Below are 26,988 nucleotides of genomic sequence, written 5' to 3' on the forward strand. Positions count from 1 at the left end.
CGTTCGACGACCTCGCCCGGTTCGAGGAGGAGGTCGCTGCCGCCGATGCCGTGCTTGAGGGCACCGACCTCGACGCGCAGGCGTCCCGCCCGGGCACCTCGACGGCCTCCTCGACGGCCTCCTCGATGCGCTGGGTGCTCGTCCACATGGTCGAGGAGTATGCCCGGCACAACGGCCACGCGGACCTGCTGCGGGAGCGCATCGACGGGGCCACCGGCGACAGGTGACCGGCGTCAGCCCCGTCGAGACGTCACACTCGTGGGCGGACCGCACATCGCGGCCCACCGCCTCCCGGGGGACGGATGAGGTGGCTCAGGGTGGGAGGAGAAGCGTCACCGCTCGCCTGAGGCCCATTTCCCGTATTCGTCGTACTCCCCGCCCTCGGCGGGGGCCCACTCCTCCTTGTCGACGTCCTTGTCGACGTCGGAGTTGCGCTCCGGCTCTCGCCGGGTCGTCGTGGACCCGTGCAGTTCTCGCTCAAGCGCGCTCAGGTCGGTGTTGGGAGAGGAGTACTTCAGCTCCCGAGCCACCTTGGTCTGCTTGGCTTTCGCCCGGCCGCGCCCCATGGCGTGACCCCCTCATGCGTCTGGCGGGTCCGCATCACTCAGGTCGCAGAACCGAGGGGTCCTTCGACATTCGCGGAGCGAGCCCGGGAATCGTGTGTATTCGTGGGGCTAACGCTACCCCAGCCAGGGGCGTTCCGCGTACCCGACGCCGCCGTGCGGGTGGACCGGTTCAGCGACCCGCACGATCGGGCTCGGAAAGCCACATCCCCCCGGGCACGGCGGCCGCCATCCGTTCCTCGGCGAGGTGGTCGGCGGCCCTGGCCGGGGTGATCCCCTGCTCCTGCGCCCGGGCGAGGACCCGGACGGTGGCGTCGAAGATCCCTGCCGTGCGCGCCCGGGCCCGCTCGAAGTCGAAGCCATGGAGCTCGTCGGACACCTGGATGACGCCACCGGCGTTCACCAGGAAGTCGGGGGCGTAGGTGATGCCGCGGGCGGCCAACCGCTCGGCCGTCCCGCCCGGCCCCTCCGTGACGAGCTGGTTGTTGGCGGCGCCGCACACCACTCGGGCGCTCAGGACCTCGACGGTGGCCTCGTCGAGAGCGCCTCCGAGGGCGCACGGGGCGTAGACGTCGAGCGGCCCGGCGACGAGGGAAGCGACGTCTGCCGCGACCTCGATCTCGGGGTGCTCGGCGACGAGCCGGGCCACGGCCGCCGCGTCGACGTCGGTGACGACGACGCGGCCCCCCTCCTCGAGGAGGTGTGCGGCGAGCAGCCGACCCACCTTGCCGACGCCGGCGATCCCGACCGTGCGCCCCGCGAGCCCGTTCGCGCCCCATACGTGCTCGGCGCTCGCCTGCATGCCCCGCAGGACCCCGTATGCCGTGAGCACGCTCGAGTCGCCCGCCCCACCGCGCGCCACCGAACGGCCGGTGGCGAACCGCGTCGTCTCCGACACGACGTCCATGTCGGCGACGTAGGTCCCGACGTCGGAGGCCGTGACGTATCGGCCGCCGAGGCTCTCGACGAACCGGCCGTAGGCGCGCAGCAGCTCGGGCGTCTTGTCGGTGGCCGGATCACCGATGATCACGGCCTTGCCGCCCCCGTGGTCGAGCCCCGCGAGGGCGTTCTTGTACGCCATCGCGCGCGACAGGCGCAGCGCATCGGCCAGCGCCGCCCCGTGCGTGGGGTAGGGGTAGAAGCGGGTCCCCCCGAGGCCGGGACCGAGGCGGGTGTCGTAGAGCGCGATGACGGCCCGCAGTCCCGTCCGGCGGTCGTGGCACACCGTGACCTGCTCGTGCTCGCTCCCGAGGAGGTCGAGCTGGGCATCGGGGTGGGCATCGAGGTCGTTCGCAGGGCTGGGGGGTGGCGTGCTCGTCATGGGTGAGGGTCCGCTCGGTTCCGTGTCGTCAGTGGTCATCGGTGGTCATCGGTGGTCATCGGTGGTCGCTCAGGGGTGTTCGGGTCTGCTGGCGGTGTGGATCTTGCGCCCGGACGAGCGTAGTCGGCGTCTTTTTGACACTGAACGGCACATAACCCTCCTTTATCGACGTTCGGGGATGTAACGTATGTTGTGGGGAAAGCGCGGTGGGGGCACCGGTGCAGATTCCGATGAGGAATGCGGGGAGAGAGCAAATGGCCATGGCCATCGAGACACACGAGCACGAAAAACTGTTGACACCAGCTGAGGTAGCGGCAATGTTCCGCGTTGACCCGAAGACGGTGACGAGGTGGGCGAAGGCGGGAAAGCTGACGGCCATCCGGACGTTGGGCGGACATCGTCGCTACCTCGAGAGCGAAGTCAGCCGCCTGCTCGGCACCACCTGAGCAGGAGCGTTCAACCTGAGCACGCACGATTCGGCCGGGTCCACGGGGGTGGATCCGGCCGTTCGCGTCTGGGGGGCGTCCAGGCCCACGTGCGGGCCCACGTCCGGGCCCGCGCGACATACGCTGTGGGGGTGAAGCCACCGGCCTCGAGCGACCCCGTCGCAGCAGTCGACCCCGTCGCCACCGTCGTCCCCGCCACCGTGGTCGACCAGCCCGGGGCGGTTGATGCCGCGCCGTCGGCGCGGCAGGTCGCGACGAGCGGCGAGGGGCGGCCACTGTGGATCGCCATCACCCCCGGGTCGGCCAAGCGCACCATCACCCAGGCGGTCCTGCTCGTCGCCGCCCTGCTGCTCGGCACCTGGGTGTTCGGCGCGCTCAGCTCATTCATCTTCCTCCTGCTCCTGGCCTGGTTGCTGTCGATCGCCATGGAGCCGCCGGTCGGTTGGCTGCTCGCCCGGGGGATCAAGCGCCGCGGGCTCGCAACGGGCATCGTCATGGTGGTGATGCTTCTCATCATCGGCGCGAGCATGGCCCTGTTCGGGCAGGTCTTCCTCTCGCAGGCCACCCAGCTCGGCGCCAAGTTCCCGGCGGCGGTGACGCAGGGGATCGACTCGATCAACTCGACCTTCCACACGACGATCGACGTCACAAAGATCCAGGCGGACCTCCAGGTGACCCCGGCCATGCTCGGTGATCTCGCGGGTCGCTACGGCGGCGGCATCCTCGGCGTGTTCGGTTCGGTCCTCACCTTCGTCTTCGACGCGCTGACCATCCTCGTCTTCGCCTTCTACTTCTCGGCCGACAGCCCCCGCCTGCGGCAGACCATCGGGTCGTGGCTCCAACCGCGCTACCAGAAGGTGCTCACCACGGTCTGGGAGATCGCCGTCGAGAAGACCGGCGGCTACGTCATCTCCAAGCTCCTGCTCGCCACCCTGTCGGCGCTGTTCCACTCCGTGTTCTTCTGGGCCATCGACATCCCGTTCTGGCTCCCGCTGGGGCTCCTGGCCGGCATCGTCGGGCAGTTCATCCCCACCGTCGGCACCTACATCGGGGTCCTGCTCCCGGCCCTGTTCACGTTGCTCGACAGGCCGATCAACGCCCTGTGGATCGCCCTGTTCGCGACGGTCTACCAGTCGGTCGAGAACTACATCTTCACCCCCAGGATCAGCAAGCGCACCATGGACGTGCACCCGGCGATCGCCCTGGCGTCGGTCTTCGTCGGGGCGGCGCTCTTCGGTCCTATCGGGGCGATCATCGGCATCCCGGTGGCGGCCGCCCTCCTGACGATCATCGACACCTTCCGGCGTCGCCACGAGCTGCTGCCCGAGCTGGCCGAGCTGCAGGCGGCCTCGCCGCCCGGGATGCCAGCCGTCAAGGCCCCGCCTCCGGAGGAGGCGGCATCGGACGCCCGACGCCATCACGAGGTGCCCGCGACCTGAGGTCAACCGTGCGCGGGCGGCACGGCCCCGATCGTCAGCAGCACGTTGGAGTAGTGCGAGTCGTCGCCCGTGGCGATCGTCAGCGCGAGGTCGGTGCTGCGGCAGGCGGCCTTGAAGTCCGCGCGCGCCAGCAGGGTGATGGGCACCGGTGTCCCGAGCATCTCCGAATAGCGCTCGGCCCAGGGCGACGGGCTCCCGTCGTCGGGGGCCATCAGGGCCGCGGCCTCGAAGGGGGTGGCCTCGACGAGGGTGGCGAGGACCTGCTCGACCGTCACGAGTCCCGGCCGCAGGTTGAGGTGCACCAGGGTGGCGGCAGGGTTGGTTCCCGTGCTGTGGGCATAGTTGGCGTCGGCGAGCAGGACCGTGCTGCCGTGCCCGGCGGACGCCAGCGCGGCGAGGATGTCGGGGTGGATCAGGGGGAAGTGCAGCACGTGGGTCGTCCTCGTGTCCTGGACGTCCGGGGGGCGTCGGGTCGGGTATCTCGGGTGGTGCGAGGTGGTGCTGGTACAGGCTAGGTCCCGCCGCCGATCCGCGCCCGGGACAGGGTGTGCTGCAGGACGACGACGACGAGGAACAGCCCGCTGATGACCGACCGGCCACGCTCAAGGACGTCGCCGACCTCGCCGGTGTGTCGGTGTCTCGGTGTCTCGGTGTCTCGGTGTCTCGGTGTCTCGGTGTCTCGGTGTCTCGGTGTCTCGGTGTCTCGGTGTCTCGGTGTCTCGGTGAAGACGGTCTCCGACATCGTCAACGGCTACGCGTTCGTCCGCGAGGACAACGGGGCCCGGGTCGAGGAAGCGCTGCGCTCGACGGGGTACCGGCCCAATCGGGCCGAGCGGCACGGAGCAGGACCGCGCGGACAGAAGTGGTCAGGTGACCAGTTCCGCACCGGACCCGCCAGAGGACGGAGGCCGTGGCCGGATCGTCTCGGGGAGCGCTGTCCACCACCGCAGCGAGGTGCCCCACTCGGGGTCGTGCTCGGCACCCGGACGGGCGAGGAGGGCGTCGATGAGGTCGAACCGCCCCCGCATCCCGAGCGCATAGGCCACTCCCCAGGCGTTGCTCGCGGGCAGGTGGTCGCTCGGGCACGTCGTGCGGGCGTGGATCTGTCCCTGGGCACAGCTCTCGAGCAGCCGGTCGCGGGCGGTCCGCGGTCGGCCGACGGGCTCGACGCAGTTGCCGAGGGCGGCACCGGCGAGCGGTGCGAGCTCCGGGGCGCCGACCTTCCCGGTCGTGAGGTCGGTCAGGATCTCGAGCCCGCTCGGCTGGACCAGCCACGACAGCATGCTGAGGTCGCCTGTCGCTCGATAGACGTCCGTATGCCGCACCGCGGAAGCGAGGTCGGCCGCCAGGACGTCGCCGAGGGTGCGCCCCTGGGGCGAGAGCATGAGGACGGCGAGCGCGGTGTCGCGGGTGTCGAGGTGTGGCTCGCGCAGGGCGGTGCTGATGAGGGTCGAGAGCATCTGGTCGTCGGCGTCGGTCGGGGTGTCGGCGACGAGGGTCGCGACGGTCCGCTCGAGGATGGCCTGCTGCTGGTGCGGCTCCAGGCCGCTGGAGGAGAGCAGGTCGTCGACGACCTTGCGCTGGGTCGGTGTGAGCGGTGAGGCGTCGCGGCCGCCCCGCGCCCGGCTGGTGTCCGTCCGCTCGGCGAAGCTGGCGGCGGCACGGCGCGCGCGCACCGGCGAGCTCTCGTCCTCGACGATGTCGAGCACGATGGGCAGGAGGTCGGTGACCGTGCCGATGTCGAGCAGCCCGTGACGGACGAGGGTGGTGGTGGTCGACAGCGACGCCCAGAGTGCTCGCGGGTTCGGCGGGTTCTTGATGACGTCCATGAGCACGTGGTGGCCGCGGCGGTCGGGGCAGAAGCGCAGCAGCGTGGCGTAGTCGGAGTAGAGCTGGACGTCGTCGTCCGTGAGGGCGCTCTCGATCATCTCGATGACGGCATCCGTCGTCCGGTGGTTGCTGACCATCCGCGCCGAGGCCTCCCACCGGTGGGCGTACTCGAGCCCGGTGGTCACCGCGGTCTCGCTGGAGAGGCGGTAGATGAGGGTCTCCCAGTCGCGCTTCCGGACGAGCACGTGCGGGCTGGAGCCGAGCAGGGTGGTGAGCCGGTCCCAGTCGAGCCCGGTCATCGGCTCGTACTCCAGTGCCCTCTCGAGGAGGGGCATCGCCTCGACGACGATGTCGGCCGAGATCGGGGCCGGGATCGCCGGCAGGCTCATCAGCGGGGTGTCCTCGCGGGCGATGAGGTCGATGGCGCGCAGCAGCTGCCCCTCGGACAGCTCGAGCACGTCCTCGTAGCGTCGGACGAGTCCGTGGGTCAGGGCGACCTGACCGTTCTCCCAGCGCTTCACCTGGGCACGGTGCGGGCTGTCCTCCAACCCGCGGACGAACCCGGCGGCGGAACGACGCGCAGGATCACTCGCGTGCAGACGCGCGTTGCGCAGCACCCATTGGAATGGACCGATCACTCCCCGAGCCTTCCCCCACCTGTTTCCCCCGTTTGCCTAGCTGCGTCATGGTAAGCCCACAGGTAACTCCAATGGTCTCAACATCGGCCCGAACTGGCCCGACAGCGTCTGCCGGCGACCTGTTCATCCCTTACCTTCCGAAATACGGCTTTAAACCGGTCGGCAGGGAGGCCCGCCCAGGTGGACGGCTGTCCTCATCGGGGGCCGAGCACCCGGTCGAGGAAGGCGTTGCCGAACGTCCCGTCGGGGTCGACCCGGTCCCGCAGCGCGCGGAAGTCATCGAGCCGCGGATAGAGCGGAGCGAGCTGCTCGACGCCCGCGACGAAGCACTTGCCCCAGTGGGGACGGGCCCCGAACGGCAGGAGGACGCGCTCGAGCGCCGGCAGCACGGCATACACCCCGGCGGGGTCGCGCAACCAGGTGAAGTGCAGGCCGACGACGTCGGTCCGGTATGCCGCGCTGAGCCACAGCGGGTCGGCGGCCACCGTGCGGATCTCGCCGCCCACCAGCACCGGCGCGAGGTGCGCGCCGAGCTCACGGACGGCGCGGATGGCCTCGACGGCACTGCTCCTCGGGACGAGGTACTCGGTCTGCAGCTCGTCGCCGCGGCTCGGGGTGTGCTCGAGCCGGAAGTGCGGGAGCCGGTCGAGCCAGGGACCCGGCACGCCGAGCTGAGGCGTCATCGCCTGCAGGTCCGACCCTTCCTGCATCGTCATCGGGGTGGTGGCCCGTCGGGCTCCGAGCAGGTCGGCCGGAGGTGTCGTGCCCCGGCTCTTGAGCCAGACCTTCGGGATGGTGTCGCCGGTGAACGGGGTCACCAGGCTGACGCTGTAGGCACTGCCCATCACGCCATCGAACACGGAAAGCGTTGCGTCCCAGGGGATCTCGAGATAAATGTCTTGGCGCACGTCGTAGGTCGGCTCGACGTCGAGCGTGATCCGGGTGGCGATGCCGAGGGCTCCCATCGAGACGACCGAGCCGTCGAAGTCGGCGTCGCCACGGACCACGTGGCGGAGCTCGCCGTCCGGACCGACGAGGTCCAGGGCGGCCACCTGGGCGGCCAGTGAGCGGTTCGCGTCGCCGGAGCCGTGCGTGCCCGTCGCCACCGCCCCGGCGACGGAGATGTGGGGGAGGGAGGCGAGGTTGGGCAGCGCCCACCCCCGCTCCTGCAGCCAGGAACCGATGTCTCCGTAGCGCGCTCCCGCGCCGAAGGTCACCGTCCGGGCGCCTTGGTCGAGGACCGGGTCGAGTGGCAGGCCATCCGTCGCGACGAGCGTCCCGCTGGTGTCCCCGATGTCGGTGAAGGAGTGGCGCGACCCGAGGGCACGGACCCGGGTCGCACCGGCGACGAGCTGCTGGAGCTGCTCGGTGGAGGTGGGACGCTCGAGCCGGCCCGCGGCATACGTATGGTTGCCCGCCCAGTTCGTCATCGCCGTCGACATGAACCCCATTGTCGTCGGTGCTCGAGGCGTCTGCCGCGGACGGGTCACCATCCGTCGATGTGCAGCACCTCGTCGACGGGCTGCCGCGGCGCCGGTCCGAAGGTCTCTCCGGTGTAGTAGGCCGTCGGGATGAGCGCGCCCTGGCGGATGCCCTCGGGCAGGCCGAGCAGGTCGGCGACCTCCTGCTCGTGGTGCAGGTGGAGCGTGGTCCACGCCGTCCCCAGACCGCGGGCGCGGGCGGCGAGGCAGAAGCTCCAGGCGGCCGGCAGCAGCGACCCCCAGAGGCCGGCCTGGCTCCCGTCGCCGAGGTGGTCGGCCCGCAGGCAGGGGATGACCAGGGCGGGGACCTCGCCGAGGTGCTCGCCGAGGTAGGCGACGCTGCTGCCCACCCGTCGCTGCACGGGCGCCCGGTCGGGGTCGTCGGCGAAGAGGCTGCCGGCCGAGCCGGACGAGGTGAGGTATGCCGTGACGGCCCGCCGGTAGATCTCGCCGATCGCCGCCCGCCTGGCCGCATCCGTCACGACGACGAACGACCACCCCTGCCGGTTGGATCCGGAGGGCGCCTGCATCGCGACCTCGACACACTCCCGCAGCAGGGCCATGGGCACCTCGCGGGTGAGGTCGAGGCGCTTGCGGACGGTGCGGGTGGTCGTGAGGAGCTCGTCGGCAGTGAGGTCGGGGGTCATTCCGCCATCGTGCCAGCGTCCGTGGGCCGACGCCGGGGCGCCGGTCTCCACGCGTCGCGGGAGATGAGGACCTCGCGGAGCAGGTCGGGCCGGTCGGTGATGATCCCGTCGACGCCGAGGTCGAGCAGGTCCCGCATCCTCGCCGGGTCGTCGACGGTCCAGGCGACGACTCGGATGTGCAGGTCGTGCGCCATCGTCACCAGTCGTCGGGCGACTGCGGGCGGTCCGACGAGTCGGACTGGTAGGTGGGCGAACTCGCCTGTTGCCACACCCGTGGGTGGCCTGGCCCCCGACCACGCGGCAGCGACGAGGCCCGTCAGGGCGTGCCAGCCCAGCGCCGTCGTCACGGCGGGGACGTGCCCGCGGACGTCGGCCAGCCAGGCGTCGGGCGCGCCGGCGACACAGACTCGCTCGGCGACGTCCCGGCGGCGGAGGAGGTCGAGCATCGGTGCGATGGCGGCCCGGACCTTGAGGTCCACCGTGAAGCAGGCGTCGGGGAGGTCGTGGAGCACCTCCTCCAACGTGGCGACGGAGGCGTGGCCGCCGACGTGCAGCGCTCGCAGCTGGTCGAGCGTCCGGTCGGCCACCGCGCCACGGTCCGTGGTCGTGCGCCCCAGGGTGCGGTCGTGCACGCAGACGAGGTGCCCGTCGCGGGTCACCCGGACGTCGGTCTCGAGATAGCGCAGGCCGAGGCCGGCCGACAGCCGGAAGGCCGCCTGCGTGTTCTCCGGAGCGAGCGCTGCCCCGCCGCGGTGGGCGATGGCGAGCGGTCCGGTCTCCCGTCCGTAGCTCATGCCACACACGCTGCCCGGTGGAGGTCGAGGAGCAGGGCGGTCGTGCGGTCCCAGGGGAACTCCTCGGCCCGGGCCCGGGCCGCCGCGGTCCGGTCGGCGTGTGGCATGGCCAGCACCGCTCGGATGCCGTCGGCGATCGCCGGCCCCTCGGGTGCGGTGCAGGTGCCGGCTCCGGGGGTGAGCAGTTCACTCACCGCCGACGTCTGCGAGGCCACCACCGGTGTGCCACAGGCCAATGCCTCGAGCGCGGCGAGCCCGAAGGTCTCGATGGGTCCTGGCGCGAGCACCACGTCGCTGCCGCCGAGCAGGTCGGCGACCTCGCGTCGTCCCGAGAGGTGGCCGACGAACTCGACGGGAAGGCCGACCGCCCGTCGTTGCAGCGATCGCCGCAGGGGCCCGTCACCGGCGACGACGAGGGTCGCACGGAGACCGTGCTCGAGCAGGTGCGACAGCGCGTCGATGGCCAGGTCGGGTCGCTTCTCCCTCGAGAGCCGGCTGCAGAGGACGAGGCGCGCTTCGGGGCGCACGGTCCGCCGCGTCGGCGGCCGGAAGGCCTCGAGGTCGACGCCAAGCGGGATGTGGACGGAGGTCAGGCCGATCCGAGCCAGCTCCATCGCCGCGAAGCGCGTTGTCGTGACAACCTGGTCGAAGCGCTCGACGGTGCCGGCGTTGTGACGGTCCACGATCCGGCGCAGGCCGCGCGGACCGAGGGGGGAGAAGGCGCTGAGGACCCCCTCGAGCTGCTCGTGGAGGAAGACGACCGAGGGGATGCCCGCACTCCTCGCCCAGCGGCCGATCCCGCGCAGGGTCAACCGGTCCGAGACCTCGAGGCGGTCGGGGGCGAGCACCTCGAGAGCCGTGAGCACCGGCTCGATCCGGGGCATGACGTGATAACCCGACCCCGGCACGGGGGTCCCGGCCAGCACGACGTGACGTCCCCAGTCGTGCTCCGTCGTGCCTGCTCGACGACCCGGGGTCACGAGGACGAACTCGTGCCCGGCGGCGCGGTAGCCGCGGCCGAGGGCGCGGACGGTGGTGCGGATGCCGCCGCTGTGTGCGGCATACGCGTTGGTGACGTGGACGATCCGCATCAGCGGGCCCGGCTTCCGACCGAGGTCGCCAGGTCGTAGTGGGCGAGCAGCGCCGTGCAGACCCGGAGCCAGGTGCGATGAGCCACGGCGGCCTTCGCGGCGGCCCCCATCGCCCGGCGCTTGCGCCGGTCGCCCACCAGGTTGGCGACGCACGCCCGCAGGCCCGGGAGGTCGTCCGGCTCGTAGAGCCAGCCGGTGCGGCTGCTGTCGACGAGGTCGAGCAGGCCGCCGGCGCCGACCGCCACGACCGGGATCCCGCTGGCCATCGCCTCCTGGGCGGCCTGGCAGAAGGTCTCGTGCGGCCCGGTCTGCACCGCCACGTCGAGGTCGGCGACGGTCCGCGAGAGGGCGGCGCCGGTGAGCAGACCGGTGAACTGCGCGTGGGGCAGGAGCCGCTGCAGGTCGGCGCGGTCGGGACCGTCGCCGACGACCACGACCTGGACCCCGGGCAGACCGTCGAGCGCCGCGAGGTGCCCGACCTGCTTCTCCGGCGCCAGCCGGCCGACGAAGCCGACGCGGACGACCGGGTCGTTCTCGGGCCGCGTCCGGTGGACGGGGTTGAAGGTCGCGAGGTCCACGCCCCGGGGCCAGACCTCGACGCGCGGCACCCCGTGGCTCTCGAGCTCGCGGGCGACCGTCGGCGTGGGCGCCAGTGTGACAGCTGCCCGCTCGTGGATCGACACCACTCGCCGCCACAGCGCGCCGGTGACCGGTCCGATGTTGTATCGCGCGGCATACCCCGGCACGTCGGTCTGGTAGATCGCGACGACCGGGAGGCCAAGGGCCTGCGCCGCGCGGACGACGGGGCCGCCGAGCATGAACGGCGACGCGAGGTGGATGACGTCGGGCTGCAGGTCGGACAGCTCCCGGACGAGACGGGTCGCCGTCGTCAGGGAGACCCGCACCTCGGGATAGCCGGGGAGCCCGACGGACGGCAGCCCGGTCACCGGCGTCCCTTCGCACGAGGCCGGGGGGTCGCCGGGAGTGAGGACGTGGGCGTCGTGACCGGTCCGCTGCAGGTGCCTGAGCACCTCGATGACCGAACGCGTCACACCGTTGACGTGGGGGAGGAAGGATTCCGTGACGATCGCGACCTTCACGCCGTCAAGGACAACAGGATCGGGCGTCGCCCCGGGGGGTGCCGGGGTGTCGCGTCGACGCACGTCACGTGAACGGCCGGGGCAGGCCACCGAGGTGAGGAGCCGTCGGGAACGCCTCCCGGCACACCGGCCACCGACAGGCTTTGCCTGCCGTTCGCCTGGGAATCCCCTGGACGTCACCTGGACCTCGTTGGCTGGGGCCGACTACTCGTCACCTCTCACCCCAACACACAGAGGCGGATACCTTGCGTCACTCACACGACGGTCCGGAGCACTCCCACGGGCCCGGTGCCGACCACACCGACCACACGCACGACACGATCGACCTGTCGGTCGTCGCACCGCTCGCGACCGACCTGAGCGTCCCGGACCACGAGCTCTCCCCGTCGGAGCTCGGTCGTCGCGGCTTCCTGCGTCGGGCCGGGCTGCTCGGGGCCACGGCCGCCGCAGTGTCGGTCTTCGCCGAGGCCGGCCCGGCCGCCGCGTCGACGGCGTCGACCGCGTCGCCCATGCCGACCCCGGCGCGCCCTCCGACCGGCCAGTACCACTGGCTCGCGGGCGACCACCACATCCACACCCAGCACAGCAGCGACGCGCAGTACCGCGTCGCCGACCAGGTCCAGCACGGCTCGGCCTTCGGGCTCGACTGGATGGTCATCACCGACCACGGCAGCCTCACCCACGCACGGCTCGGCGTCGAGAAGGTCAACCCCGACATCGTGGACGCGCGCAACCGGTTCAAGGACCGCACCCTCGTCTTCCAGGGCCTCGAGTGGAACATCCCGGCCGCCGAGCACGGCACCGTCTTCGTCCACCCGGGCAAGAACGAGGTGGCCGTCCTCAAGGAGTTCGAGAACGGCTTCGACGGTGTCGTCAACGGCTGGGGGGCCTCGACGAGCGACAACGAGCGGCACCTCGAGGGCCTCGACTTCCTCGCCGCATCGGTGAGCTCGAAGCGGGTGAGCGACGCGGCGTTCTTCGCCAACCACCCGGCCCGGAAGGGCCTCGACTCACCGCACGAGATCCGGGGCTGGCGCACGCGGCAGCCGCGGATCGCTCTCGGGATGGAGGGCGCCCCGGGCCATCAGGCGGCCGGCATCAAGGCGCCGCTCGGCGCCGGCTCGGGCCGGGGGTTCTACGACAACAGCCCGACGGCCGACAGCTTCGCGGCATACCCCCTCGAGAGCTACATCACCTACGGCGGCTTCGACTGGATGACGAGCACCGTCGGTGGTCTGTGGGACAGCCTCCTGGCCGAGGGTCAGCCGTGGTGGATCACGGCGAACTCCGACTCGCACACGATCTACCTCGACGACTCGGTGCGCGGGGGAGCCGGGACGCAGGCCGAGTTCGACGCGAACGGACGCTACCTCGACCCGGTCCACGGCACGGTGGGACCGAAGGCGACCAACGGTGACTTCTGGCCCGGCTACTACAGCAAGACCCACGTCGGCGCCGAGGACTTCACGTATGCCGCGGTGATGGAGGGGCTGCGGGCCGGCCGGATCTACGTCGACCACGGCGGTCTCACCCGCTCGGTCGACGTCACGGTCCGCCCGCGCGGCAGCGCCGCTCCGGGGACACCCCTCGGATCGGTGCGGTCGGTCACGAAGGGTGAGCGGCTCGAGCTGCAGGTCACAGTCGGCGCGGCCAACCTGCCCAACTGGGCGCAGTTCGTGCCCAAGCTCGCCCGCATCGACGTGATCCGCGGTGGCGTCACCGGGCTCGCCTCCGACACGGACACCTTCTCGGCCCCGGCGACGAAGGTCGTCTACCAGCGCGACGTCTCCCGGGCGGGCGACCGGATCGCCTTCACCTACGACCTCGGTCCGGCGAGCGAGCCGTTCTACGTCCGGGTGCGCGGGACCGACGGCAACCGCAGCGCGGTCGGCCTGGGCGGCGCGTCGGTCGACCCGATGGGGCCGGCCGCGGACGTGCAGGGCGACGCCGACCCGTGGGCGGACCTGTGGTTCTACACCAACCCCATCTGGGTCCTGCCGCGCTGATGGCGAGCCGGCTGACGACCTCGCCCTCCGGCGAGGCGCCCTCCTGGGCCACCACTCGGGAGGCCGAGCACGCGTTCTCGGTCCTCGCCCTGGTGGGCTCCGGAGACGTCGTCAGCGCCGCGACCCACTTCTCCTCCTCGAGCAGGGCGGTCCTCGTGACCGTCCTGCTCGCGGGGGGAGAGGTCGTGGTCCTCGGCAGCCGGGACCCGGTCGACAGCGCACACGTGAGGCGGCTGCATGCCGACCGCGAGGGTGGTCGCCTGTTCCAGTTTTCCGGGTCAGCCCTCCTCGAGGGCGTCATGACCGTCGGTCGCCTCGTGGAACGGTCGGCGATCGAGGACGTCACGATGATCGGTCACCGCGAGCCGGCCCCGCGGCATACCGAGATCGACACCCAGGCCTTCGTGCGACCGCACCTGGCCGGTGGTCGGGTGCAGCTCGTCGTACGGCCCGCCGCGGACGGGCGCGTCGTCCCGTTCGAGCAGCCGAGCCCGACGCCCTGCTGCGCCGACCACTGACCTCAGCCGGCGGCCGTCACCCCGCTCCTGGCGAAACCCGTTGGTGTCCCGCCAGGAGTGGGGCCGTCAGACATCTCGGCTCAACAGACGGCGCAGTGGCTGCTCATCGGCGTGTTGACGTGAGTGGGGGCCGCGGACGCTGCCGCCGGGACCGCTCCGGCGAGGAAGGCGGAGAGGGCGAGGATGGAGAGGATGCGACGCATGGGGGAGCTCCTTGTGAGTGTGCGGATGTGAACCGCACCATCCTACGGATCGATCTCCCAGGGTTGAGGTCTCGACGCCAACGGATCTGGCGTCAGGAGTATAATGCCGCGCTCGTTCGCGGAGTAGGCAGACGGACAATTCCCACCGGCGCCGGTATCGGAGCCGGCGTCCACCCCTGAGCGACCGTGTCGTGGTGCAGGAGAACGGATCCGGACGAAGCGTCACCCGATGCGCCGCAGGCCTGCGACGGACGAGGGCGTGCCCGCGGCGCGCGGGGGTCCTAGGGTCGTCACATGACCCAGGACGAAGCAGACCGGTCGGTGCCCACGGAGAGCCAGCGTCGGCTGCGACATCTGCGGGCCATGTCGGCGGATCCCGCGCGGATGGACCTCTTCGAGGCCCTCAAGGTCGAGGGTGGACCGATGAGCTCGGCCGAGCTGGGTCGTCGGGTGCCGGCCGCGCGCGGTGGCCTGCAGGCCCACCTGCGCAAGCTCGAGGAGGGTGAGTGGGTCGAGCGGGTCAGCGGCGGCGGCCGTCAGTCGGTGTGGCAGACCCGTGGCGGTCCCATCGCCTGGTCGGAGAGTGACGTGGTGGATCCGGACGTGGCCCTCGCGGTCGAGGAGCTCTACTGGGTCTCGCTGCAGCGCCGGATCAACCGGATCCGGCGCTTCGACGCCGAGCGACAGACCGGCGAGTGGCCCGAGGCCTGGGTGGAGGCGAGTATCGGACATGACTATTCTCTGTGGCTGACCGCCGCAGATCTGGAGGACCTCGAGGGGGAGCTGGTGTCGACGATCGAGAAGTACCGGCTGCGCGCCCTGGCCCGCCAACGCGAGGTGCGCGCCGCGGCCGAGAAGCCCGATCGGCCCCGTCCGCCGGCCGAGCTGGTGTTCGTCACGATCTCGGCCTTCCCGATGAAGTCGACGGTGTAGCGGAGGTGGATGTGGGGATCTCCGGATCGACCGGACGTCGCACGCGCTCGAGGTTGTGGGTCTACCTCGGCGCCCTGTCGGCCGACACGGCGGCCGACGAGATGTTCTACCTGGCGCTGGCCTGGGCGGCGGCGCACTCGGGCGACGCGTTGTCGGCGGCGGCTGTCCTGGCCGCCGGGTCCGTGCCGCGGGTGCTGGTGATGCTGGTCGGTGGGGTGGTCGGGGACCGCTACGGACTGGCGCGGGTGGCGACCCTGACGCTGGTCGTCCGTGCCGTGTTGATGACCGTCTTCGCGGTCCTCCTCATCCCCGACCGACCCCCGACGGTGACAGTCCTGGTGCTCCTGGCCGTGGGAGTCGGTCTGGCCGACGCGTTGCACATGCCGGCGATGGGCGGGATGGCCGGTCTGCTGGCCGGTGACGGCGAGCAGGCGACGGTCCAGGGCTGGGTCGCGAGCGTGACCCGGGCGACCGGCGTGGCCGCCACGGCGGCAGGTGGGCTCCTGCTGGGCTGGCACGAGGTGTCGGTGGGCTGGGCGGCCACCGGTCTCCTCCTGGTCGCGCTGCTGGCGGTGATCGGACTCCGACGCCGGGAAGGTGCTCGGCTGCGGGTCGTCGACGAGGACGAGGCCTCGGGCTCGGTAGTGGCGATGTTGACGGCCGGGCTCCGGGTCGTGCGATCGGATCGTGTTGTCATGGTGGCGCTGCTGGTCTTCACCCTCGCGAACTTCGCGGCCACCGCGCCGATCATCCTCGGCGTGCCGCTCAAGGGTGTGGCTCTGGGGTGGTCCGGCACGGAGTACGGCCTGGCCTATCTCGGGTTCGCGCTGGGATCGGCGCTGGGAGCCGCGTCGATGGCCCAGGTCGCCAAGCGGATCCGGCTCAAGATGCGGGCGGCCCTGCTGCTGCTGATCCCGGGCGGGCTGGGGCTGGTCGGCCTCGCCCTCGCGACGCAGGCGTGGACGACGGGGCTGGCCTGCCTGGTCACCGGTCTGTTCTTCGCGCCGGCGGCCGCACTGCTGATGGGGGAGGTGCGGGAGCGGACCCCGGCCTCGATGATGGGGCGGATCTCCTCGGTCGTGCAGTTCTCGATCTTCGGTCTCATCCCGGTGGGGCACGTGCTGTTCGGCTGGCTCGTCGGGGTGATGGGGCTGCGGCCCGCCGGGCTGCTGATGTCCGCGGTCCTCTTGGTCGCGATCGTGGTGGGCTGGGCCTTCGCGCGAGGCCATGTTGCGACGACCTCGAGCGATGTCGTGGGTGGCTCGGAGGTCGCGCCGTCGGTCAGACCGGCGGACGTCCTCGGTGACCCAGGCTGAGGCTGTCGAGCTCGAGATCCAGTGCGCGGTCGATCCTGACCCGGGTGGCCGGGACGTAGAAGTAGTCGGGGGTGATGTCGACGCAGGCGCGCTCGCTGAGGACCTGGCCGATCGCCCAGATCACGCTCGCGCGGGGGTCGCGGATGGTGCCCTGCCGGATCTTCTGGATGTAGGTGTGGGGCGTGGCCTGACCGCGGACCACGGAGATGGCCTCCGCGAGGTGCACGTTGTTGTCGAAGTCCACGATCCGGCCGTCCTCGAGCCACTTCACCGTCGCCAGCAGGCGGTTCAGCGCCGTCGCGATGTCGGGGATGCTCGTGCTCCGTGAGGCCGTCACCGGTCGATTCTAGGTCTTCTTTCCAGTACGGGAAAGTTGTTGACCAAAAGTTTGCCGAACCTTGACGGAGTTTCCCGTCGCCCAGGGCCGATATGACCTACCTTTCCCATTAGGGAAAGAAGGGGTTCAAACCATGACAGTTGTACTCGCGGCCGTGCCGATACGGCGCCCACTGCTCGACGTCGTCGACGACGAGCTGCTGGACGCCCTGGGGGTCGAGGGCGTGCAGCACCTGGATCACCTGATGGATGGTCGACCGGTCTACATCCCGGCCCTCTTCGCCGGCCCGTGGCCGATGGAGGACGCGCGACGCAGCCCGCGAGTTCGGTTCGTGGTGGGGGAGATCCGGCGCAATCCGCTGACCTCACAGTGGTGCGGACCCGTGCTCATCGAGACGGCCGCCGGCGTCGCGGCATACATCCAGCCGGCCTATCTGGCGCACCAGGCCTGCGACTCGTGCCTCGGGGTCTGGTCCGATCGTTCGGGCGAGGTCTCGGCCAAGGGCTCGGGCTACGAACTCTTCCGGATTGGGCTGATGCCGGGGGCGTCCGGCCCGCTGGAGGTGCTCACCCACACCCGAGATCTTGCGTCTCGGCTCGGCGAGCAGACGATTCTGGTCGCGAGGCCGGTCACGACCCGGCTCGTCTTGCCGGCCTGAAGGGGAAGCTGCCACCGGCCGGCGATGGAGGGGGCCGGCAATGACGCCCCCGGGCGTCACCCGGTGGCAGCTTCCCACAGGGTGAGCGCGGCGGCGCGGGCGGCGATGGCTGCGGCGGGATCGTGGTCCAGGTTGCCGGACTGGGCGGCGCCGTCGTAGAGCAGGTGCAGCTGGTGCCCGAGGGTCGCCGGGTGGCGGGCCCGGCCCCTCGTGGCGAGATCGGTGAAGAGCTCGCGGAACCAGGCCCGGTATGCCGTGGTGTCTGCGTCGACGAGCCCGCCCGGTCGGGCCTCGGCGCTCGCACTGGTGAAGGCGCAGCCACGGAAGCCCGGCACCCGCATGGCCTCGGCCTGGCTGTCGAACACCGCGAGCAGCTGGGCTCGCGGTGTCCGGTGCTTCGCGACCGCTGCGGTGATCCTCGCCGCGGTCCCGGCATGACGCCGCAGGAGATAGGCGTGGACCAGTTCCTCCTTGCTGCCGAAGGTGTTGTAGAGCGACGCCTTCGCGACCCCTGCGTGCTCGATGACCCGGTCGATGCCGACGCACTGCACGCCCTCCTGGTAGAAGAGCTCGCTGGCCGCGTCGAGCAGCCGCTCGCGGGCTGACGCCTTGACTCCCGACGGGGGGGCAGCTGTGGTCATGATGGTCACCCTTCCGGACAGATCTGTCTGATGCTAGCGCTCGACTGCGGTCAGACGGCGGTGCGGCCGCCGTCGACCGGGATGAGGGCGCCGGTGACATAGCTGGCCCGGGGCGAGGCGAGGAACGCGATCACCTCGGCGATCTCCGAGACCTGGGCACCACGACCGAGCAACGTTGTCGCACCCAGCTGCTCGATGAGCTCCGGGCTGGCGCCGTCGCTGTGGACCGGCCCGGGCGCTACGGTGTTGACGCGCACTCCGGCGGGGCTGTATTCCGCGGCCCAGGCCCGGCTCATCGCCGTGAGTGCGGCCTTCGTGGCGCCGTAGGCCGCGCCACCGGCGAGACCGACGTGACCGGCCATGCTGTCCACGCTGACGATGCTCCCGTGCCGCCGACGGGCCATGCCGGGGGCGAAGGCTGCGACGAGCTGGTAGGCCACGCGGACGTTGCTCGCGAAGAGGGCGTCGAAGGTGGGGGTGTCGAGATCGGCGGTCGGGCCGAACCATGAGACTCCACCGTTGTTGACGAGGACGTCGACGTCGCCCACCTGCTCGGCCAGGGCGGTGACCGCGGCGGCATCACCGAGGTCCGCTCCGACGAAGTGCGCGTTGCCGCCGGCGTCCTCGATCGCGCGGACGGTCTCGGCTCCCCGCTGGGCGTTGCGGCCGTGGACGATGACCTCGAAGCCGTCGGCCGCGAGGCGGGTGGCCGTGGCGCGGCCGATCCCCGACGTCGCGCCGGTCACGAGAGCGACGGGGCGGGGGGTGGTGCTGCTGCTGTTGGGGACTGACATCTCGACTCCGATGAGTAATGAGTAGACCGGTCTGTTTGCTCTAGTTCGAAGAGTAGACAGATCTGTCTGATCCGTCAACCCTGGCCGACCCGGGCGCGCGGCGGTCATCCGCGTCGCTCCTGTCGTTCACCGGGGGGCCGGTCGGTGGCCTCCTGCGCGTGGGAGGGTCGATCCGTCTGGGAGACCCGCGCCCGTCCGGCGCATCGCGGTGCGCCGGAGGAGAGCCGTGTCAGAACTGCAGGAACAGGTCGGTCCCGCCCGTCAGGTCCGCCGCCGGGGGTTCTTGGCCGCGGCCGGGGCGACGGCCGGGGTCGGGGCGGTCTCCCTCGTGGGGGCGCCCGGTGCCGCAGCCGCCCCGGGCGACACCGTGACGACGGCGGGCGGGCGCGGGTTCGCGCGCACGAGTGCGAGATTCGCGCTCGCCGTGCTTGCGGACACGCAGTACCTCTTCGATGCCGACAGCGCCGACCCGGCACCGCTCACGGAGACGTTCCGCTATCTGGTGCAGGAGCGCGCCGAAGTCAACATCGCGTTCATGACCCACCTCGGAGACGTCACCGAGCACGGGAGCGAGGACGAGATCACCCGCGCCAGCCGCACTTTCCGGGCCATCGACGGGAAGCTGCCCTACAGCGTCCTCGTCGGCAACCACGACGTGGACGGATCGACCGACGACCAGCGTGGCGACACGGCATACCTGCGGGCGTTCGGTCCTCAGCGCTTCGCCGGGACATCGGGTTTCGGCGGCGCCTCGCCCGACGGCTACAACAGCTTCCACGTCATGACGGCCGGCAACCGCGACTGGCTCGTCCTCGCCCTGGACTGGCGGGCCTCGGACGAGGGGCTGGCGTGGGTCCAGACCGTCCTCGACGCGCACCGCACCCTGCCAACCGTACTCACCACCCACGAGCTGGCGGGCGCCGACGACCAGGGGAAGGCGTCGCTGTCGGAGTATGGACAACGGCTGTGGGACAGCGTGATTCGCGGCAACGACCAGATCTTCCTCACCCTCAACGGACACTACTGGCCGCCCGGCCGCACCGTGCTCACCAACGACGCCGACCATGACGTGCACGTCCACATCACCAGCTACCAGGACCGCTACTACGGGGGCGGCGGGACGATCCGGCTCTACGCCTTCGACCTCGATCGCGACGCCATCGACGTCTCGACCTTCTCGCCGTGGTTCCTGTCGCACCCCGAATGGCAGCGCACCGAGCTCGACTCGGAGACGCTCGAGCTGACCAGCGACGTCGACCGCTTCAGCCTCTCCATCGACTTCGCGGCCAGGTTCTCCGGCTTCGCCCCGGTCCCCGAGCCGCCCTCGCGGCCCGCGACGGCCGTGGTCTCCCGAGACACCCTCGCCTACTGGCGTTTCGACGCGAGCGCCTTCGGGGGTGCCGGCACGGACGGCGCACCCGTGGCGGACGGAGCCCTCGTGCGCGACCTCTCCGGACACGGCAACGACCTGCACGTGCAGCGGCTGCACGGCGGTGACGCCTCGGTGCTGCGCTGGTCGATGGACCACATGAGCGGCCAGCCGGCGCACGCCAGCCTGCGTTTCGACGGGGGGCAGAGTCCGGACCGGGGAGCAGTCCTGCAGACGGCGGCCGGGGTGCCGATCACCCGCGCGAGCGTCAAGGCGGGCTACACGATCGAGCTGTTCCTCAAGCTGCCCGACCCCTTCGTGGGCGCCCACGGCTTCATGGGCATCTTCAGCTGGGTCGACCGCGCCGGTGACGCGGGCAAGCACAACGGCTACTCGCCGCTCGAGCCGACCTGCAGCCTCAACCTGTCCGGCGAGCGCTTTCTCCAGTACGTGGTCTATCCCGAGGTCCAGAACGCCAGCCCCACCTCCTGGAGCCACGTCCTCCCGGTCGGTCGCTGGTTCCATGTCGCCATCGTCAACGACGCGAAGGCGACGACGGTGTATGTCGACGGGTCACGCATCGTGCGCAACCCGAGCCAGCCCTCGACCGGCATCGCGCTGATCGGCAAGCCGTTCGCGCTCGGGGGGAGCTCGTTCGACGAGGTCTTCGGGCAGGGGTTCTACGGCTCCCTCGGCGACGTCCGGATCAGCCGGCGGGCGCTGCGTCCGGCCGAGCTGATGCGAGTCTGGGTCTGAGACTCTGGGTCTGACGGCTCAGCCGGCGCCTTGGCGGGTGACTGGATGCGGGGGATCGAGGGTATGAAGCGGGCATGAGCGACCACGCCACGATGTCCGAGCTCCTGCACCGGCCCAGCCGGCCGAGCCGATCCGGCTTGGCCGGGACCGTGTCCGCCGGGCTGATCGCGGGGGTGCTCGCGACGATGGCCAAGGGCCGGGCCGAGGCCTGGCTGCAGCCGGTCGCGGAGCGGGTCTGGCCCCCGACCGACGCCGAGAAGCGGGTGCCCGGGGCCGATCCCGCCGATCATCCCGAGAACATGCCCCCGTCCGAGATCGCGGAGCGAGCGGTGACGGCCGTCGACCGGGACGAGGCCGACGACGCCGACCTGGTCGGCGCGGTGGGTGCCCAGCTGCACTGGGGCATGGGGCTGGGGTTCGCGGCGGCCTACGCCGTGGCGGCGGGGCGGTACCCGCGGCTCCGGTTCGGTCTGGGCGCTCCCGCGGGACTGGCCCTCTATGCGGCGACCCACGGCTCGACCCTGCCTATGGCGGGTCTGCAGCCGCGGCCCTGGAAGATGCCGCCCGCCGCGGTGGCGTGGGAAGTCGGCTCGCACGTCGTCTACGGCATGGCCCTCGAAGCGCTGCTCCGCCAGCAGGCCCGCTACACCCGCTGACCGGCGAACCCGGGTCGGCCTTGCTTTGCATATGCCGCGGTGCCAGTCTTCGGCGCGATCCGTCAGCGCCGCCGATCACTCGTCCAGGAGCCTGACACGCCCCGCCTGCACCGTTTCACCATCATGGTTCTCACCTTGCGGTCGGGGTCGGCGTCGGTGTCCAGCCGGCCCCGAGCCCGCCGACGACCTCGCTGCAGACCGTCGCCCAGCCGGCCGGGACGATCCGGCCATCGTGCTCAGTCCGGCCGTCTTCCTCGCCGTCGGGGACAAGGAGTCCGTCGGGGCGGACACGACTGGGGGACATGGCAACCCGCGTTCGTCGAGGGGATCCAGAACCTCGCCGGACACCTCAGCGCCACCAAGCCGCGGGAGATCGACACTCCTCTCGTGGACACCGCAGGCGACGACTGGAGCGGCGGGGTGGTCGCCAGGACGCGGCCGGGACAGCCGAGTGGACCACCGAGTTCGGGACACCGGCCGACGACCGGCTCGACGGCGCGGTCGACACGGGTGGCGGCACCACGACGGTCGCCGGCTACACGAACGGAAGTCTCCACGGGTCGCACCCCGCCGCCACCTCCGGCGACATGGTCGTGGCTCGGCTCGATGCGTCGGGGAAGCGGGACGCGCTCCTCGCGCACCTCACGGCCGTGGGCGTGGTCGACTGGACCACCCAGTTCGGCGGGACCGGTGAGGACAAGGCCCTCGCGGTGACGGCGACGAGCACCGGTGTTGTGTCTCGGGTCTCACGTCCGGGGCCGTGCCCGGGGGAATCGCCATGGGTGTTCGCTGTCGCGTTCACGCGCCGTCACGGGTGCTCCCGCGGCGTCGAGCCGGTTCGGCACCGCGGCGGACGACAGCGTCGACATCTTCGGCGAGTCCCAGCTCGCGGGCGCCATCCAGGGCATCCACATCATCGTCACCGGAGTGACCTACGGCAGCACGACCGCCACCCTCTCGCACGGAGGTGCCGACGTGTTCGTGACGAGCGTGCCGGCACCCTGACGGCATACGGGCCGGGCGGGGTCCCGGATCGGTAGGGCTCACCTGCGGCGCGCGCGGGTGCGTGTCATAATGAGCCGGCGCCGGACGTCGGGCGCCGTGGGTGCGAGGACGCAGGGGTCGCTCGGTGCGCCCCTCGTGACGACAACCGGAGGCCCGACCATGACCGCACTCTCCCGCCGATCCTTCCTCATGGGGGCGGGCCTGACCGGTGCGGCGGTCGCCACCGGCGCCTGCTCGTCGGACTCGGGGACCGGCTCGCCGGCGTCGGCGCCCTCCACGGGTCCCCTCACCGGCACGGTCAGCCTGACCACGTGGGGCAGCGACCAGGAGATCGCCACCTTCAAGAAGATCGCCGCCGCCTTCACGGCCGCCCGGGGGGCGAGCGTCAAGGTCGAGGTGCTGCCCTACGATCAGATCCGCACCGTGGTCGACCGGCGCCTGCAGGCCAAGCAGGCCCCCGACCTCTTCCGGGTCTCCTACACCGACGTCAGCGGCTACGCCCAGAACGGCGCGCTCGCCGACCTGACCGACTACCTCGGCAAGGGCTTCGGCGACGCCTTCTTCCCCGGCCTCTGGAACGCGGTGACGCTCGATGGCGCTCCGGTCGGTGTGCCGCACCACACCGACACCTCGGCGCTGGTCTACAACAAGGCCCACTTCGCCAAGGCGGGGATCACCTCCGTGCCGACGACGCTGGAGACCGCCTGGACCTGGGACGAGCTCGTCGAGGTGCTGCAGCGGCTCAAGGCAGCCGACACCGGCGCGGCCCCCTTCGCCTTCAACTACCAGCTCTACGGCGCCTACCGCTGGTTCAACACCCTGTTCCAGGCCGGTGGCACGGTGCTCGACGGTGGCCAGAAGACACCGACGCTCGACACCGACCAGGCCAAGGCAGCCCTGACGTGGACCCAGAGCCTCTACACCAAGAAGCTCCACGCGGAGAGCGTGCTCGTCAAGCGGCCGACCTACCCCGACGAGATCTTCCCGACCCAGAAGATCTCGATGATCCAGGCCGGTGACTTCCTCATCCCGTCGCTGCAGACCGCGATCGGCAAGAAGTTCGACTGGGGGGTGACCTACCTGCCGCGCAACGTCGCCGCGGCCACCGACCTCGGGGGGAACGCGATCGTCGTCACCGACCAGTCGAAGAACAAGGCCGTGGCGGCCGAGTTCGCCAAGTTTCTCGTGACGGCCGAGAACATGAAGCTCTTCTGCGAGCAGACGACCGTGCTACCGGTGCGCAAGGACCTCGTCGACAAGACCCTGTCCTACGCCACCCGCCCCGACCTCATGCCGGTCTTCCAGAAGCAGGCGACGACGATGCCGGACGCCCTGGTCAAGACCTCGACCGTCGCCGCCTTCCCCGGGATCAACCAGGCGCTCGTCGACACCATGGACCAGTTCCTCTCGAACCCGTCCGCCGGGGTCGACTCCGTCGTGTCGTCGCTCACCGCGGGGATCGACAAGGCCCTGAAGGTGTAGAGCCCGTGACCGCGACGCAGGAGCGCCCACGGCAGGAGCCCCGCAGACAGGTCCGGCGCCACTTGCCCGCGCGCCGTCGCGTCGTGAGCAGCGCGCGACGGGCCGAGCAGTGGGCGGGGGTGGTCTTGGCCACCCCGGCGCTGCTGGCGTTCACGATCTTCATGTTCGTGCCGCTGGTGATGACGGTCTGGTACTCCCTCAACCGCTACTCCGGCTTCGGTCGGATGCGGTTCCTCGGCCTCGACAACTACCGCACGATCGTCGGTGACCCGACCTTCTGGCAGGCCCTGCTCAACACCGTCGTCCTCACGGTCGTGACGGTGCCGCTGGGCATCGCGCTGGGGCTCGGCGCGGCCCTGCTGCTCAACAAGGTGATGCCGGCCCGCGCACTCTTCCGGGCCCTCGTCTACGTGCCTGTCGTCATCTCGGGGGTCGCGGCGGGCATCATCTGGCTGCGCCTCTTCGACCCTCTCATCGGCCTCTTCAACCAGCTGCTGGGATCGGTCGGTCTGCCCGAGATCGACTGGCAGGGCAACGGCCTCGCGGCCATGGTCTCGGTCATCATCGTCACGACCTGGCAGGGGGTCGGCTTCGGCATGGTGGTCTACCTCGCCGGTCTGCAGGGCATCCCCGTCGAGCTCTACGAGGCCGGCGCCGTGGACGGAGCCGTGGGCTGGCGCCGCTTCTGGCACATCACCTGGCCCCTGCTGCGCCCCACCACCTTCTTCCTCGTCGTCTACTCCATCATCGGGAGCTTCCAGGTCTTCGACGTGGTCTATGTGCTGACCCGCGGCGGGCCCGGCACCTCGACCACCTTCCTCGTGCAGTACGCCTACGACCAGGGCTTCAACCAACGACGCCAGGGGTATGCCGCGGCCATCGGCGTCATCCTCTACGTCATCGTGCTCGCGTTCACGGTGCTCCAGTGGCGGCTCGACAAGAGGAGGGACGAGGCATGAGCTCTGCACTGTCGGCGGTCGCGGCCACCGAGGCGACCCACGACGACGACGTAACGGTGAGCGACCGGCAGGAGCCGCCCCAGCCCCGCCGGGTCGTGGCCACCCGCGTGGTGCTCGCGGTGGTCGTCGTCCTGCTGCTGTTGTTCCCCATGTACTGGATGCTGCGCACCTCGCTGGCCAGCACCGACGAGCTCAGCCGTCTACCCGTCTCCCTCTGGCCCTCGCAGTGGCAGTGGCAGAACTACGTCGAGCCCTGGCGGCAGTTCCCCTTCGCGCGGTGGCTGGCCAACTCGGTCGTCATCGCCGTGCTCTCGGTGACGCTGACGCTCGCCATCAACCTCTGTGCCGGCTACGCCTTCGCCAAGCTGCGCTTCCCGCTGCGCAACCTGCTCTTCCTCATGATCGTCAGCACGCTGATGGTGCCGGTGCAGGTCATCATGATCCCGCAGTTCCAGATCGTCATCGACCTCAACCTGCTCAACAGCACGTGGGGTGTCGTCCTCCCCCGGCTGGCGGAGGCCTTCGGCCTCTTCATGGCCCGTCAGTTCTTCCTCGGCATCCCCGACGAGCTGCTCGAGGCGGCCCGCGTCGACGGGGCCGGGCACCTGCGCACGTTCTGGTCGATCGCGCTGCCGCTGTCGAAGCCGCTCATCGCCGCCCTGGTCATCTTCACCTTCATGTGGCGGTGGAACGAGTTCGTCTGGCCGCTCATCGTGCTCACCGACCCCAACTCCTACACGCTGCCCGTCGGCCTGCAGTTCCTCATCAGCCAGTTCAGCTCCAACTTCGGGCCGCTGCTGGCGATGTCGTTCCTGTCCATCCTGCCGATGCTCGCGGTCTTCGCCGTCTTCCAGAAGTACTTCGTCCAGGGTGTGGCCCGGACGGGCCTGAAGTGATCGGCCCCGACGGCAGGGACCTCACGCGCCCCCCGGTCGACGAGGTGCTCGGCGCGCTGGGCGAGGTGCGTCGGCTGGAGCTGGAGCGCGAGGGGATCGCCATGTTCCTCGCCCTCCACGACGCCCGGCCGGGGCGGGTGCTGGCCGTCCACGACGAGGCGGCCCGTGCGGAGGGGGAGCACCTGGTGCGGCTCTTCGACGGCTATCACGAGGCGCTTGAGCAGGCCGGGTTCCCCCCGGCGGACGACGAGCCCGACGTGACCGGGGCGCGTGAGCTCATCGACGTCCTCGTCGTGCTCAGCGACCAGCACCTCAGCCTGCGGACGATGCGAGCGCCCGACCCGGCCGGCACGACCGGCGGTGCCGACCCGTGGCCGGATGGGGTGGGCTCGGGTGGCTGACCTCGACGTCCTCGGAGCCCCCTTCCAGCGGGCGGCCTTCGGGTCCGGCGCGTTCCTGCGAGTCGTCAACTGGCACAACACCCCTGACGCCCGGCGGGGAGACCTTCGCGCCCAGCTCTCGGGCTACCTCGATCACTACCACCCGGTGCAGCCCGACGACCTCGACCGGTTCTTCGAGACCGGTCGGTGGCTTCTCGACCGCCCGGGCTTCATCCCGGCCTTCTACGACGGCTACCGCAACAACGTCACCGTGGCCGCACCGGTCTGCGAGGAGCTGGGGATCAGCGCATGGTTCTTCCCTCCCACCGGCCTGCTCGACGTGCCCCCCGAGGACCAACGGGCCTACGCGACGGCCCACGACGTCACGCTGCTCCCCGAGGAGCCGCACGCGCCGTGGTGGATGACGTGGGACGACCTGGCCCAGATCGGCCGGCGCCACGTGGTGGCCGCACACACCGCCACCCATGCCGCGGCCAGGGACATCACCACGCCGGAGGACGTGGAGCGCGAGATCCGGCAACCCGTCCGCCAGCTGACGCAGCTCACCGGTCGGGTGCCGCCGGCCTTCGCCTTCCTCTACGGCACGCCTCCCATGCGGGGAACCCTCGCCGGTGACGCGGTGCTGGCCTGCGGGGTGCGCTACGCCACGACCAACACGGCATACCTGCGGATCGCCGACTGAACCGGACTGATCGGTGTGGGCGTCGG

At 71.0% G+C, this 26,988-nt stretch carries 29 protein-coding genes and 1 pseudogene; 17 read left to right on the plus strand and 13 right to left on the minus strand.

Annotated elements, in window-relative coordinates; all coding sequences use genetic code 11:
- Window positions 1–227: DUF664 domain-containing protein (locus Q0R63_RS05495; protein WP_295695105.1), on the plus strand; the 227-nt coding region annotated here is incomplete at its 5' end.
- A 105-nt stretch (window positions 228–332) separates the two neighbouring features.
- On the opposite strand, the gene Q0R63_RS05500 is transcribed toward Q0R63_RS05495, so the two are convergent.
- Window positions 333–566, minus strand: a complete 234-nt coding sequence (locus tag Q0R63_RS05500) for a DUF3073 domain-containing protein (RefSeq protein WP_295695107.1) — start codon at window positions 564–566, stop codon at window positions 333–335.
- A 169-nt stretch (window positions 567–735) separates the two neighbouring features.
- Entirely contained in the window at window positions 736–1,884 is a 1,149-nt protein-coding gene (locus Q0R63_RS05505) for a Glu/Leu/Phe/Val dehydrogenase dimerization domain-containing protein (RefSeq protein WP_295695109.1), read from the minus strand.
- A gap of 260 nt (window positions 1,885–2,144) precedes the next feature.
- On the opposite strand from Q0R63_RS05505, the gene Q0R63_RS05510 reads away from it, so the two are divergent.
- Both Q0R63_RS05510 and Q0R63_RS05515 read left to right on the plus strand, forming a co-directional pair.
- Entirely contained in the window at window positions 2,145–2,330 is a 186-nt protein-coding gene (locus tag Q0R63_RS05510) for a BldC family transcriptional regulator (RefSeq protein ID WP_295695176.1), read from the plus strand.
- A gap of 131 nt (window positions 2,331–2,461) precedes the next feature.
- Window positions 2,462–3,769, plus strand: coding sequence for an AI-2E family transporter (locus Q0R63_RS05515; protein WP_295695111.1), 1,308 nt, complete (start codon window positions 2,462–2,464; stop codon window positions 3,767–3,769).
- 2 nt (window positions 3,770–3,771) lie between these two features.
- Here Q0R63_RS05515 and Q0R63_RS05520 read toward each other — a convergent pair whose 3' ends face one another.
- Window positions 3,772–4,200, minus strand: coding sequence for an RbsD/FucU domain-containing protein (locus Q0R63_RS05520; RefSeq protein ID WP_295695113.1), 429 nt, complete (start codon window positions 4,198–4,200; stop codon window positions 3,772–3,774).
- A 153-nt stretch (window positions 4,201–4,353) separates the two neighbouring features.
- Here Q0R63_RS05520 and Q0R63_RS05525 point away from each other — a divergent pair.
- A pseudogene (locus tag Q0R63_RS05525) lies at window positions 4,354–4,581 on the plus strand (hypothetical protein); the annotation flags it as partial.
- 54 nt (window positions 4,582–4,635) lie between these two features.
- On the opposite strand, the gene Q0R63_RS05530 reads toward Q0R63_RS05525, so the two are convergent.
- From Q0R63_RS05530 to Q0R63_RS05555, 6 genes are all read right to left on the minus strand, one after another.
- Complete coding sequence (locus Q0R63_RS05530; protein WP_295695115.1) at window positions 4,636–6,120, minus strand: hypothetical protein; 1,485 nt, start codon at window positions 6,118–6,120, stop codon at window positions 4,636–4,638.
- 311 nt (window positions 6,121–6,431) lie between these two features.
- Window positions 6,432–7,679, minus strand: coding sequence for a D-arabinono-1,4-lactone oxidase (locus Q0R63_RS05535; RefSeq protein WP_295695117.1), 1,248 nt, complete (start codon window positions 7,677–7,679; stop codon window positions 6,432–6,434).
- Window positions 7,680–7,723: 44 nt separating this feature from the next.
- The gene (locus Q0R63_RS05540; RefSeq protein ID WP_295695119.1) at window positions 7,724–8,365 is read right to left on the minus strand and encodes a nitroreductase family protein; all 642 of its coding nucleotides are present in this window, start codon (window positions 8,363–8,365) and stop codon (window positions 7,724–7,726) included.
- A complete protein-coding gene (locus tag Q0R63_RS05545; protein ID WP_295695121.1) occupies window positions 8,362–9,159 on the minus strand; it encodes a glycerophosphodiester phosphodiesterase family protein in 798 nt (265 codons plus the stop codon). Before Q0R63_RS05545 ends, Q0R63_RS05540 begins: the two co-directional genes overlap by 4 nt.
- Entirely contained in the window at window positions 9,156–10,250 is a 1,095-nt protein-coding gene (locus Q0R63_RS05550; RefSeq protein ID WP_295695123.1) for a glycosyltransferase, read from the minus strand. The genes Q0R63_RS05545 and Q0R63_RS05550 overlap by 4 nt, the downstream gene beginning before the upstream one ends.
- Window positions 10,250–11,350, minus strand: coding sequence for a glycosyltransferase family 1 protein (locus Q0R63_RS05555; protein WP_295695125.1), 1,101 nt, complete (start codon window positions 11,348–11,350; stop codon window positions 10,250–10,252). Before Q0R63_RS05555 ends, Q0R63_RS05550 begins: the two co-directional genes overlap by 1 nt.
- 245 nt (window positions 11,351–11,595) lie before the next feature.
- Here Q0R63_RS05555 and Q0R63_RS05560 point away from each other — a divergent pair, with 245 nt between their 5' ends.
- Window positions 11,596–13,356, plus strand: a complete 1,761-nt coding sequence (locus tag Q0R63_RS05560) for a PHP domain-containing protein (protein ID WP_295695127.1) — start codon at window positions 11,596–11,598, stop codon at window positions 13,354–13,356.
- Window positions 13,356–13,874, plus strand: coding sequence for a hypothetical protein (locus Q0R63_RS05565; protein ID WP_295695129.1), 519 nt, complete (start codon window positions 13,356–13,358; stop codon window positions 13,872–13,874). Before Q0R63_RS05560 ends, Q0R63_RS05565 begins: the two co-directional genes overlap by 1 nt.
- An 80-nt stretch (window positions 13,875–13,954) precedes the next feature.
- On the opposite strand, the gene Q0R63_RS05570 is transcribed toward Q0R63_RS05565, so the two are convergent.
- A complete protein-coding gene (locus Q0R63_RS05570) occupies window positions 13,955–14,077 on the minus strand; it encodes a hypothetical protein (protein WP_295695131.1) in 123 nt (40 codons plus the stop codon).
- Between the two features lie 294 nt (window positions 14,078–14,371).
- Here Q0R63_RS05570 and Q0R63_RS05575 point away from each other — a divergent pair, with 294 nt between their 5' ends.
- Window positions 14,372–15,010, plus strand: coding sequence for a helix-turn-helix domain-containing protein (locus Q0R63_RS05575; RefSeq protein ID WP_295695133.1), 639 nt, complete (start codon window positions 14,372–14,374; stop codon window positions 15,008–15,010).
- Window positions 15,011–15,015: 5 nt separating this feature from the next.
- Window positions 15,016–16,326: an MFS transporter gene (locus Q0R63_RS05580; RefSeq protein ID WP_295695136.1), complete on the plus strand. Its 1,311-nt coding sequence runs from the start codon at window positions 15,016–15,018 to the stop codon at window positions 16,324–16,326.
- Here Q0R63_RS05580 and Q0R63_RS05585 read toward each other — a convergent pair.
- Window positions 16,292–16,663, minus strand: coding sequence for a hypothetical protein (locus Q0R63_RS05585; RefSeq protein WP_295695137.1), 372 nt, complete (start codon window positions 16,661–16,663; stop codon window positions 16,292–16,294). The two genes, Q0R63_RS05580 and Q0R63_RS05585, sit on opposite strands and share 35 nt — an antisense overlap.
- A 133-nt stretch (window positions 16,664–16,796) precedes the next feature.
- On the opposite strand from Q0R63_RS05585, the gene Q0R63_RS05590 reads away from it, so the two are divergent.
- Entirely contained in the window at window positions 16,797–17,321 is a 525-nt protein-coding gene (locus tag Q0R63_RS05590; protein WP_295695139.1) for a hypothetical protein, read from the plus strand.
- 56 nt (window positions 17,322–17,377) lie between these two features.
- Here Q0R63_RS05590 and Q0R63_RS05595 read toward each other — a convergent pair whose 3' ends face one another.
- Window positions 17,378–17,962 (minus strand): TetR/AcrR family transcriptional regulator, encoded by a 585-nt coding sequence (locus tag Q0R63_RS05595; RefSeq protein ID WP_295695141.1) that lies wholly within the window; start codon window positions 17,960–17,962, stop codon window positions 17,378–17,380.
- Window positions 17,963–18,012: 50 nt separating this feature from the next.
- Window positions 18,013–18,756, minus strand: coding sequence for an SDR family oxidoreductase (locus Q0R63_RS05600; RefSeq protein WP_295695143.1), 744 nt, complete (start codon window positions 18,754–18,756; stop codon window positions 18,013–18,015).
- A gap of 226 nt (window positions 18,757–18,982) precedes the next feature.
- On the opposite strand from Q0R63_RS05600, the gene Q0R63_RS05605 reads away from it, so the two are divergent.
- The 8 genes from Q0R63_RS05605 to Q0R63_RS05640 all read left to right on the plus strand — a co-directional run bounded on the left by Q0R63_RS05605 (window position 18,983) and on the right by Q0R63_RS05640 (window position 26,962).
- Window positions 18,983–20,881: a LamG-like jellyroll fold domain-containing protein gene (locus Q0R63_RS05605; protein WP_295695145.1), complete on the plus strand. Its 1,899-nt coding sequence runs from the start codon at window positions 18,983–18,985 to the stop codon at window positions 20,879–20,881.
- 74 nt (window positions 20,882–20,955) lie between these two features.
- Window positions 20,956–21,537: a DUF1440 domain-containing protein gene (locus tag Q0R63_RS05610; RefSeq protein WP_295695147.1), complete on the plus strand. Its 582-nt coding sequence runs from the start codon at window positions 20,956–20,958 to the stop codon at window positions 21,535–21,537.
- Between the two features lie 729 nt (window positions 21,538–22,266).
- On the plus strand, window positions 22,267–22,542 hold the full coding sequence (locus tag Q0R63_RS05615) for a hypothetical protein (RefSeq protein ID WP_295695149.1): 276 nt from the start codon (window positions 22,267–22,269) through the stop codon (window positions 22,540–22,542).
- A 159-nt stretch (window positions 22,543–22,701) separates the two neighbouring features.
- Window positions 22,702–24,024, plus strand: coding sequence for an extracellular solute-binding protein (locus tag Q0R63_RS05620; protein WP_295695151.1), 1,323 nt, complete (start codon window positions 22,702–22,704; stop codon window positions 24,022–24,024).
- Between the two features lie 83 nt (window positions 24,025–24,107).
- A complete protein-coding gene (locus Q0R63_RS05625) occupies window positions 24,108–24,983 on the plus strand; it encodes a sugar ABC transporter permease (RefSeq protein ID WP_295695153.1) in 876 nt (291 codons plus the stop codon).
- The gene (locus Q0R63_RS05630) at window positions 24,980–25,879 is read left to right on the plus strand and encodes a carbohydrate ABC transporter permease (protein WP_295695155.1); all 900 of its coding nucleotides are present in this window, start codon (window positions 24,980–24,982) and stop codon (window positions 25,877–25,879) included. Before Q0R63_RS05625 ends, Q0R63_RS05630 begins: the two co-directional genes overlap by 4 nt.
- Window positions 25,876–26,280, plus strand: a complete 405-nt coding sequence (locus Q0R63_RS05635; RefSeq protein WP_295695157.1) for a hypothetical protein — start codon at window positions 25,876–25,878, stop codon at window positions 26,278–26,280. Before Q0R63_RS05630 ends, Q0R63_RS05635 begins: the two co-directional genes overlap by 4 nt.
- The gene (locus Q0R63_RS05640) at window positions 26,273–26,962 is read left to right on the plus strand and encodes a polysaccharide deacetylase family protein (RefSeq protein WP_295695160.1); all 690 of its coding nucleotides are present in this window, start codon (window positions 26,273–26,275) and stop codon (window positions 26,960–26,962) included. The genes Q0R63_RS05635 and Q0R63_RS05640 overlap by 8 nt, the downstream gene beginning before the upstream one ends.
- Window positions 26,963–26,988: the final 26 nt, after the last annotated feature.

The sequence above is a fragment of the Lapillicoccus sp. genome, from assembly GCF_025353065.1.
Classification (GTDB): Bacteria; Actinomycetota; Actinomycetes; order Actinomycetales; family Dermatophilaceae; genus Lapillicoccus.

Bases quoted from the DNA above. Each gene is read 5' to 3' on its own strand.
- Q0R63_RS05500 (WP_295695107.1), bottom strand. From the start codon at position 566: ATGGGGCGCGGCCGGGCGAAAGCCAAGCAGACCAAGGTGGCTCGGGAG.
- Q0R63_RS05505 (WP_295695109.1), bottom strand. From the start codon at position 1,884: ATGACGAGCACGCCACCCCCCAGCCCTGCGAACGACCTCGATGCCCAC.
- Q0R63_RS05510 (WP_295695176.1), top strand. From the start codon at position 2,145: ATGGCCATCGAGACACACGAGCACGAAAAACTGTTGACACCAGCTGAG.
- Q0R63_RS05535 (WP_295695117.1), bottom strand. From the start codon at position 7,679: ATGTCGACGGCGATGACGAACTGGGCGGGCAACCATACGTATGCCGCG.
- Q0R63_RS05540 (WP_295695119.1), bottom strand. From the start codon at position 8,365: ATGACCCCCGACCTCACTGCCGACGAGCTCCTCACGACCACCCGCACC.
- Q0R63_RS05545 (WP_295695121.1), bottom strand. From the start codon at position 9,159: ATGAGCTACGGACGGGAGACCGGACCGCTCGCCATCGCCCACCGCGGC.
- Q0R63_RS05550 (WP_295695123.1), bottom strand. From the start codon at position 10,250: ATGCGGATCGTCCACGTCACCAACGCGTATGCCGCACACAGCGGCGGC.
- Q0R63_RS05565 (WP_295695129.1), top strand. From the start codon at position 13,356: ATGGCGAGCCGGCTGACGACCTCGCCCTCCGGCGAGGCGCCCTCCTGG.
- Q0R63_RS05570 (WP_295695131.1), bottom strand. From the start codon at position 14,077: ATGCGTCGCATCCTCTCCATCCTCGCCCTCTCCGCCTTCCTCGCCGGA.
- Q0R63_RS05575 (WP_295695133.1), top strand. From the start codon at position 14,372: ATGACCCAGGACGAAGCAGACCGGTCGGTGCCCACGGAGAGCCAGCGT.
- Q0R63_RS05590 (WP_295695139.1), top strand. From the start codon at position 16,797: ATGACAGTTGTACTCGCGGCCGTGCCGATACGGCGCCCACTGCTCGAC.
- Q0R63_RS05595 (WP_295695141.1), bottom strand. From the start codon at position 17,962: ATGACCACAGCTGCCCCCCCGTCGGGAGTCAAGGCGTCAGCCCGCGAG.
- Q0R63_RS05600 (WP_295695143.1), bottom strand. From the start codon at position 18,756: ATGTCAGTCCCCAACAGCAGCAGCACCACCCCCCGCCCCGTCGCTCTC.
- Q0R63_RS05610 (WP_295695147.1), top strand. From the start codon at position 20,956: ATGAGCGACCACGCCACGATGTCCGAGCTCCTGCACCGGCCCAGCCGG.
- Q0R63_RS05620 (WP_295695151.1), top strand. From the start codon at position 22,702: ATGACCGCACTCTCCCGCCGATCCTTCCTCATGGGGGCGGGCCTGACC.
- Q0R63_RS05630 (WP_295695155.1), top strand. From the start codon at position 24,980: ATGAGCTCTGCACTGTCGGCGGTCGCGGCCACCGAGGCGACCCACGAC.